This is a genomic window from Candidatus Omnitrophota bacterium (assembly GCA_023227985.1).
GTDB lineage: Bacteria > Omnitrophota > Gorgyraeia > Gygaellales > Profunditerraquicolaceae > JALOCB01.
Window position 1 is genome coordinate 1 of the sequence record JALOCB010000044.1, and the last position, 9,307, is coordinate 9,307.

Here is a 9,307-nt window from a genome sequence, read left to right on the forward strand (position 1 = left end):
AACCCGGTCAAAAGATCCTGCAATTCATACGCGCGCAGTGATATCCCGACGCGGGATTTCATCCTGTTGATATATACCAAGCCGAGGATGAAACCGATGATCCTGCCATCCGTTATGCTGCTTGACTCGAAAAAACTGATTATTTTTTTAGTATCGCGGACAAGGCGCTGCTCATCCTGACAGAAGCGATGGATATCCTGCCCGTAGATGTCACGGAATAAACCGGACATATCAATATTGTCTACCGCCTGCGATATATCACTTAATGTTGCCTCCGCGGGATAAGGGAACCTCTTCAGGCCAAGGAGTATATCTTTGCGCTGCCGACCATTTAATCTCAGGAAGAACTTCATGTCATTCCTGATGGCCTCACGCCTTAAAAAATCATCGTTATTACCGTTTTTATCAACGATACACCTGTTACAATTAAGTTTATGCCTAAGCATGAAAGCAAGCATATTTAGATTACCGAACGCGGATACGGGTAAACGCAATAACCCGCCGGGGCTGCAATCGAAAAATACGGACGATTCATCATCTGAGACCATGAAATCGAGACTCTTGGCCGCCCCCTGACAGTAGACAAATTCCCGGACTTTGTGCGTTTTTAAAATACCCAGCGCGGCATTAAGATTATTTTCCATCCGCCGGGCAAATCCAGCGGAAAACACTTCGAAGCTCTCGCCCCGGCAGCGGCCACGGATTATCCGGCCGTACATCACCGCGCCTTTTCCCTGCTTATTAAGATCCCCTCCGTCAAGGGCATCTCCCAGCCCGGCTAAGGCATTTTTCAATTCATCGAAATCATTCTTAGGATCCCCGGGTTCTTTTTCAGTAACCGGACCCGCGTTGACGAATCCTACAAGTTCCCGGCGGTAATCCATCTTCGAGCGCATGATCCCGCCGACAATACCCCACGCATCCTGTTCGCCGACTCCCAATTTCATTAATTCATCGCCGGCTCCTTTTTGCACTGCGGATATAAACACATCATTGCCTTGCGAATCCTTAAGCCCTTTTCCCAAATTTTCGGACACCGAAGAAATCAGGATGATATCCCTGACGAAATCTTCCTTAATATATGCGTGAATAAAAGCGGCTACGGCCTGGCCGATCTCCCTGCCGCAAGATTCTATCAGTTCCGCAGCCGCGGCGCTTCCTTTTAAAGCGTCATCCGTTATCCCCACCAGGGAAAATCCCTCTTGGACAAAACGCGCGTCCAAATTCGGTCCGGAAAGCCGATCCTCGAAATCCCCTTTAACAATATTTCCGTTTTCATCACGAGGATGATCCCCCTTAGTAACAAACCCGGTATACGTATAACGCCCGTTGGAACGCGTATAAGCCGCCGGAAGTTTTTCAGTTAAAACAATATTATGCCCCAGTTCCATTATTTCCCCCTGCAGGCCGGGATAAGACTTCCCGTCTTTAGCTACAGCGCCGTTTATCCCGGTGCCGATAATAAAAACTGTCCCTGTCCCTATTTTATGCAAAGCTCCCTTTGGCGAAAGCTCCCCCCGCAACGCGGCAATGCAATCGTTTTCAATAACAACAGGGATATCTCTGCCATAATCCGATCTTAACATACCCTGGAGCACATCTTGGAGCGCGAAATGATCGAACGGGAGATTAGGCGCGGCAAACGGAGTGCCGATTATCCCGGAACGCGTATTAACCGGACCGGCAAAAGCAATACCCGCTTTTTCTATATTAGCGGGGTCTATGCCGCTTGATGCTACGACATTTTTGATCTGCCTATCGATCAAAGCAACGATATTTTGAGGCATAGCTTCTTTGGGTTTGACCCCCAATATTTCATGTAAATTTAATGAGTCGGCAACGAATAAAAAATCGCCCTTGAGGTTCAAAACCCCTGCGCCCAGCTTGGAACCGCCCAGGCTTAAAGCGACAATTACCGCCTCCCCTGCGGGTTTACCGTTGGTAACAGTCCCAGCACGAGCGAAACCGTAATCATCATCCCCAAAGGAATACATCTGCTTCTTACTGACTTTACCTTTCGAGGATATTTCATAAACATCAACCTTGAGGCTGCCCAAATCCAGGATAGCGACCGTAGGGTCAGAATTAAAACACCCGCTATGCATCCAGTTATCCGAGCCGGGATTTATAAGCAACTTTCCGCCAGACTCTTCCATCCAGGCAGTATGCGTATGTCCGGATATGATAACATCAGAATCCTGCCGGTCGTTTTCGTTAAGCTCTTTTATATCATGGATCAGGCAAATTTCTTTCCCGGATAATAATATTTTCAGCGGCCCGGGGCCTAACCAGATATTCTCCTCTGCGGCAGACAAAAGCTTTGCGGACTGCTGAGTATCGCTATTTCCCAATACCCCCCGCCATTGGCAGATAAGCCCGTTTAACTCTACAACCATAGCCGCTGCGGTAAAATCACCGGCGTGTAACACCAAATCCACTTTATTCTCATTAAAGAATCTCACTGCCAAGCTCAAACTCCCCTTATCATCGTGGGTATCTGAAACAATACCTACTGTATTAATGCCTTCCGTGTTTTCTATCTCCTTGAATCCGCCATCAGCAATACCGCTTCTCTTGGGCACAAATAAACAGGGTTTACTTTGTGGAGGCATAAACCTGTTATGATTCATTTCCTCCTTATTATTAAAGGCCTCGTTCTGATCCCAGTCGAATAACGCCCCCCAGAGTTCCCCGTGCATATTCATGATATTCCGGCCGATCAGCTTTTCGGCAGAGATCAGCAGGTCCGCCTTTTTGATCACGTCCTCGGTGAATTGCAGCCGGCAAAGTTTGCGCAGCGGCAGGCCAATCCGGTCTATTAACAAAGGACTCGTGCCGAATTCATTAAAAAGGGCGCTTAGATCTTTCGGCGAATCGGGATTCCGGGATAACCGCTCTGTGATAAACTTTAATACCTGCCGGGCGAATATCCCCTCCAGTATCTCCCCCGTGCTCCAACCGTAGAAATCTATACTTACAGGCTTATGGCAGGACTCAATGTGCTTTATTAAATCAGCTCCGAAATTTTCCGGGGAATCGCCACCGGCCAGCCTTCCGATCACCTGTGAGTTATACAAAAGACGCTGGACCCCCATTAAAGACTCGCAATACAGATCAAATACGGTTTTCGGGTCATCCTTCGCAGAGGTCAAGATTATCATCCCTCCGGCTAAACGGTCAACAATGACGTTTATCCCGTTCAACCCGGATACTATACCACCGGGCAGGATGGAACGGTCGACAGCCCAGATCAATATCTTCTCTTTTTTAACCTGCCCTGCCTGCAGGCGCTTCTGCCAGACTTGGCTATCGATCGAATCTTTGCCGGCATATAGCAAAGAAAATGCCAGGAGTTTGCGGTAATACTGTTTAGATTCATTGACAATGGAATTATGGAGAGAGAGATTACAGTTAATGAAAGAAACTATCTCGCGGGGCGCGTCCTGCAGTCTTACCGGTTCAATGATCTCCCTGACGTTGTCTTCCGAGATAGTGTTGATCTCAACAGCGCCTAACTGTTCCAACAATAAGGTCTTTAACCGTATAATATCGGAAATGTTTGTAGTATCCCAATTGCCGTTATTCAATAATAAAACCCCGGCCTTATTCAACATTTCATCTATATCATCGCTTTTCAACCGGCGGATACCGAAACCCCGCTTCAACTTTTCTTGCAGATAATACGAGGCTTTGACCATATCTTTCCCGAATCTTTCGGCCTCATCACCGAATTTCAGGGTTACCCCGCTGCTTCTGAATTTCTTGCGGTTATACGGTATCAAAAAATATATATCCTGTGTAAGGTCACGCTTTATCACTATCTTGGGATACCACAGGTCTGCGATAACACTCCACGCCTGGCCTATTATCTTACGCAATAATTGATACACAATAATTAACCCCCCGAGATTAGAACCGCCGCCCAAATAGGTAACAGTTACGGAGATCAGATCAAAAACAAAGCTCTTGATCGCTTCATTACGCTGGGCTTCCCGGCCGTAGCCCTGTTTTTTGCGGATGTGTTGCGACCAGATTATGCCGATCGGGGTGCTCACCAGGCCGCGGGCGATCAAAAAAGCGGAAACATTATCCAAGCCGAACAGATATATAAGCAGCGCGCTTCCCCCGAGGTCAATACCCATGAACAAGAACGTTCCCTTTATGCCGTCCCGAAAAAAATCAGCCAACTTCGGCCAGTCGATATCCCTTACCTTCCATTTATTGACCGCGTTCCCGTTCCAAAGTATCTCGTCGGTGATTATCGAACGCGTGTAAGTAAGGAACTGCCAGAACAACAAGGTTGCTAACGCATATTCCCAGCCCGCCCCTTCTTTAAAAGCGACCTGCGGCGCCCCGTCTATAATAAAAAGACTGAAATTCATCCCGATCGTGAAGTAGAATATCATACCCATCACCACAAAAGAAAAAACGATCCAAAAAACCTCCCGGGCGTGGATCTGTTTTCTTTGATAGATCCTTCGGATCCTCGGATCGTCTTCGCGCAAGCCAACGAGCGCACTATCGGCCGAACGATCAGTCCCGCCGCCGTCATTTTTCCGTATGCCCGGAGTTTTATCTATCGAGATCACAAATAGCCCGGCGGATTTGGCTTTTATCCCGAGCTTCAATCCCTCTTTAAGCAATTCCCCGGAATTACCGGATCCCGGGTTGCCGCAGATAAGATCCTCTGTATTTCCACTCAAAGAATAAAACCTTAGTGTATATTGCGCATCCCGGGCTCCGGGGACTCCCTGTAATCTTAATAACGGCTTAAGCGCCACCACCGCGACCTTATCTTCATTAATAGGGTTAATTATCCCGATCACGCTTTTTTCTTTATCGAACCGGGCGATAGCCAGGATATCGGAGGATTGTCCGGAAAGAACCATGTATTCGCCGGAGATCAACAAAGGGTTATTCTTGCGCAGCGAGAATAATCTTTTTCCCGATTCCCTATCCGAGGCACTGGCATCACACAGCCTCGGGACCGGCATGGACTGGGAATAATCGCCTTTATATTTATGGTTTTTGCCTATAAGCTGGCCGTTAAAAACCAGCATATACCCCGGCATAAACGCATACATGAAATACAGCAGCCGTTTATCATTATTATCCAACCGTGCCCAAAGATCGCCAAAATCAAAGGCGTCGTGTTCAGGGCCGAGATTTACCAGGTTTTCCCTCATTTCCCGAGGCTGAACTTCCAGTTCTTTCAAATATTCAATAAGGCCGGATAATTTTACCCTGTTTACCAACCCTTCGCTTGCATAATTCCTGGGTTTCCAGTTATATGCTCCGCAAAAGCGGAAATCAGCCATTCCCAGCAACTCCGGATGCCTCTCAAACCCTTCAAATAGAATGAACGATCCGGCACGGCCCAGCCGTATTCTATCGATAAAAGACCTTTCCGAATTATTCTCCGTTTCTATCCCCCAATTTTCTTTTAACTTATCCGGGAATACGGATAATGCAGCATCCACCCTGAAACCACCGATATTTTTATTCAACCAGAAAAAACCGGTTTCGATCCCGCTATCGATCACCGCGGGATCAGAAAGATCGGGCTGAGCCAGACTTCTCCATCGTCTGGGGAAATATTTCAGGGGGACCTCATCCGTAGCCGAAACCAGGAATAGGCCTTCATCCGGGGGGATTACGAATTCTTTAGCTTCCGGATATCCGACCATGGCACGCAACCGCGCATCCGCAGGATTGATTTCTATTTTCCTGCCTTCAAACTCCAGTTCTCCTGAAACATCCATCCGGCTGTTATGCAACGCCTCTGCCAGGCCTTTTCCGGCAGTTATTCTTCTGTGCAATTCTTCCCGGGTCAGGCTACTGCCCCGGATAAGCGCTGTTCTCTCTTCCTTGAAATAATTTCCGTCAGTAACATTGGTATAAAGAAAACGTTCAGGATGTTCTGCGCACAGATAACTTGATTTTGCTATATGCTGATTAGCTAATTGGTCGATCAGGACAGTTCTTATCCCCGCAGCTTTTGCGCCTTTGATGAAAGAATCGAGTTCGGCAAAGCTGCCTGCCCTTTTATCGATATTGCGGGGGTTTATTATTTCAAAAGGACTGCCGGTATGCTCCATTAACCCCAACAGATAGATATAATCTATCCCGCATTCTGCCAGATAAGCGAGTTCTTCCTGCGCGTTAACTAAACCACAGGTATTGTTTATCGGGTCACAGTAGTCCCGTAGGACCATTTCATATATTATCTTTGTTTTGCCCGGATCAGAAACATCCTTATCCTCCTCCCCGGGAAAAAGAAGCGCTAACCCGCGCAGGTTCTCAGCGACACTCCAGGCCTGGGCCTTGCAACCTAATTCATTCCAGGCAAAGATAGATTCACAGCGTTCATCGGATATTTCCGCGAGTCCTTTTATCTCGCCTTCCATCCGGCCATTGAATATTTCCGGAAATGATTGCACGTATTTGAATAAATACGCTAGAAATTCGAAATATTTGCTTTTATCCAGGAATTCAACGGTCTTCGCCCTGCCATATACCGCTATATGGGACTGAATGAAAAAACCCATCAACCAGGGCCATACGGTTCCCTGATGATACGAAGAATTATCTATATGGATAAATTTATAACCCTCATCCTTATACGACAGGCTGCGCAGGCCGCAGGGAGTAAACAGCTCGGATTTAACCTTCTCTACCACCCGGATCGACTTGTCATTATCCAGCAGGCCGAAGCTTACCGCGATTATTTGATTAGGCCGCACCTTTTCTGCCTGCTCTTTACTCCCGTCAATAGTATCAAAAAGACATTTCTCGTCTGCATTCCAAAATTTCACAAAGTTTTCTTTGACCCTTTCAGCTAAAATACGGTATTCGGTGTTTTTATCCGCGCCGCGGTTTACGATATCGTCCATGACAACCAGAGCATTATACCAAAGGGCATTTATCTCTACAGCCTTGCCATGCCTGCTGGTAACCGGCAGATCATCCACCTGGGCGTCCATCCAGGTCAATTGCGTATTTTTATTCCCGCTATAAAGCAGACAATCCGCTTTATCCATATGAATATCGATAGGGCGAAAATAGGTGGCGCCCTTTTCCGGATTCTCCCACATGTGCGCGGTCTTTATCCCATTTATATGCGCCCGGATTATTTCTTCAAGTATCTGATATACGGTATTATTTCCTGCCGAGTATTTTCGTTCTATGTCCGCCTTCAAAAATTCATAGTCTCCGGTGCTTCTCAAATATTGGCCTACAGCCCAGAAAAGCCATAAGCCGGCATCAACGCTGTTATAACAAGGATCTTGCCCGTCGCCCACAAGATTAGGCAGAAGCCCATCGCGCACGAATTTAAAATAAGCCGCCAATACTGCCCGGGCATGAAGGGGCCTGCCTGTAACAAGGCTTATCCCCGGCAATGAAACCATTGTATCCCTGCCCCAGTTCGATAATCCAACATCTGGATTGCGCTGATCAAAATGCGGAGAACCGGTAATTATCGCCCAATCATCAAGTTTGTGATCGAAATAGAGATATTTAACAGCCTGGGCCTTTAAGTCCAACAGAAGCGCCAGCGGATCGGCTTTTTCTCTTTTTAAGGTTTTAGCGCGTTTCTCGATCGCCTTGCCGTAAACCTTCAAAGCGTATCTTTGTTCCATAGCTTCAGCTGTAACCCTCAGGTTTGCCGCCCGGTAAGAATCCAGCATCAGCTTCTTCCACTGGTTTTTATCATCATAGAACATGCCTGAAGCTATTTCAGCTTTCCGGAATATGTCCGCCGGGGCCTTATCGTAAAACAGCTTTCCGTCGGCTACTGTTTTATCCGACTTATCTTTCTCAGTATAGGAATCGATCAAAAATCCGCATCCGGACCTCGTTTTCTTATCATAGTCAACTATCCATTCTGCCGGTCCGGCGCCGTTCAACGCTATATTAACCCCGCCGTTCAACCCTGTCCTTTGATCAGAGGTGCCGCAGGCTTCTTCTAAAGGCCGGGGCATATTCACGCACAGATCGGCTCCGATCGCCTGCAACTTAAGCATTTTAGCGTCGGAATTGGGGATATAAACAAACCTGCCGGAAAATTCCGGCATTTTCGTCCATCGTTTGAATTCCTCCACCCAGAACGGCATATATTCCGGACCGCCTATTACCACCTGCATCCCCAGGCCGTTAATAACCTGCCTGTTTTTAAACAGATAACCCAGGACCTCTTCGGCATTATAATATCTTCCGGGTTCCGGATGTATATCCCGCAGCCATAACGTCTTTAAACTTTCCCGGGTAAAAGTTTCATCTCTGTCAGCGCATAAAAGATGCACCAGGAATTGCAATATCGGGTATTGGCTCTTATAATCAACCAGCCTTCTGACTGCCCATAAAGCCGGTTTATTCGCATCCAGGGATATTCCGGTGCGTCTTTCTATTTCAGAGTAAGAAATGGTTTTACTTTCTTCATGTATAGACCAGAGCCGCTGCGGATCGTCAAGCAGCCCTTTTTCTTCGGCATTTCTTAGACTGTCCGACTTCCAGCTCTTTCCCGAGCCGTTAAGGATCCCGATAACCTGGTCCCCTGAGTCATGATCCAGCATACCTTCAAAAAGATATTTAGTCGCCACTGCATGCTCGTCGCTGACCCCGTTGATGACCACGTCCTCCAAACCTACGGCGGCGGAACAGAAATCCACAAAGCCGTCGGAGCTCAAGAACTTCGAACGCGCCTCCAAATGCCTTTCGCCGGGAGTGCCTACAACATACATCATCCGGTCCACGTCGGTTCCCAGATGGGAAGCACAGAACATCTCCAACCCGGCAGGGACAATAGTGTGGTTGGTATATACCAAAGCTGTTTTATCGAAATAAACATCATCCGCCCGGATCAAAGTAGCGGCCACCACAGTGTGCGCCTCGTTAAGGTGCAGGATGTCCGGGACCATATTCATCCTTTGGAAGAATTTATAGACCGCCTTGCCAAAAACGACTTCCTGCGTAAAACGATGGACCCGGTCATCGGTATAAAGGATATCCAGGGCCTTTGGAGCCCAGAATAAATAGTCATCTGTTCCGCCGCGGGTGATCTTAAATACCTCTACTTTATACAAAGGGTTCTTATACGGGTCACCCGGGGTGTTTTCATCCCAGGCCCGCACCTGAAAACTTACCGGTTTACCACCGTTGTCATAAACCCTTTTTATGACCTCGTTATTAATAAGCCCGGAATAATCAACACAGACCCTTTTACCTGCTTTTAGTATATGCGAATACATCGGCTGGCATCCGCAGGCCTTCATGCCTATATCGGCCAATCCTTCCAATTTATCCCCGA

1 protein-coding gene is annotated in these 9,307 nt (G+C 47.4%); it reads right to left on the reverse strand.

Features of this window, described 5'->3' with window-relative positions; all coding sequences use genetic code 11:
• On the reverse strand, window positions 1-9,296 hold a 9,296-nt coding region (locus tag M0R35_07235), incomplete at its 3' end, for a YfcE family phosphodiesterase (GenBank protein MCK9595448.1).
• Between the last annotated feature and the right edge of the window lie 11 nt (window positions 9,297-9,307).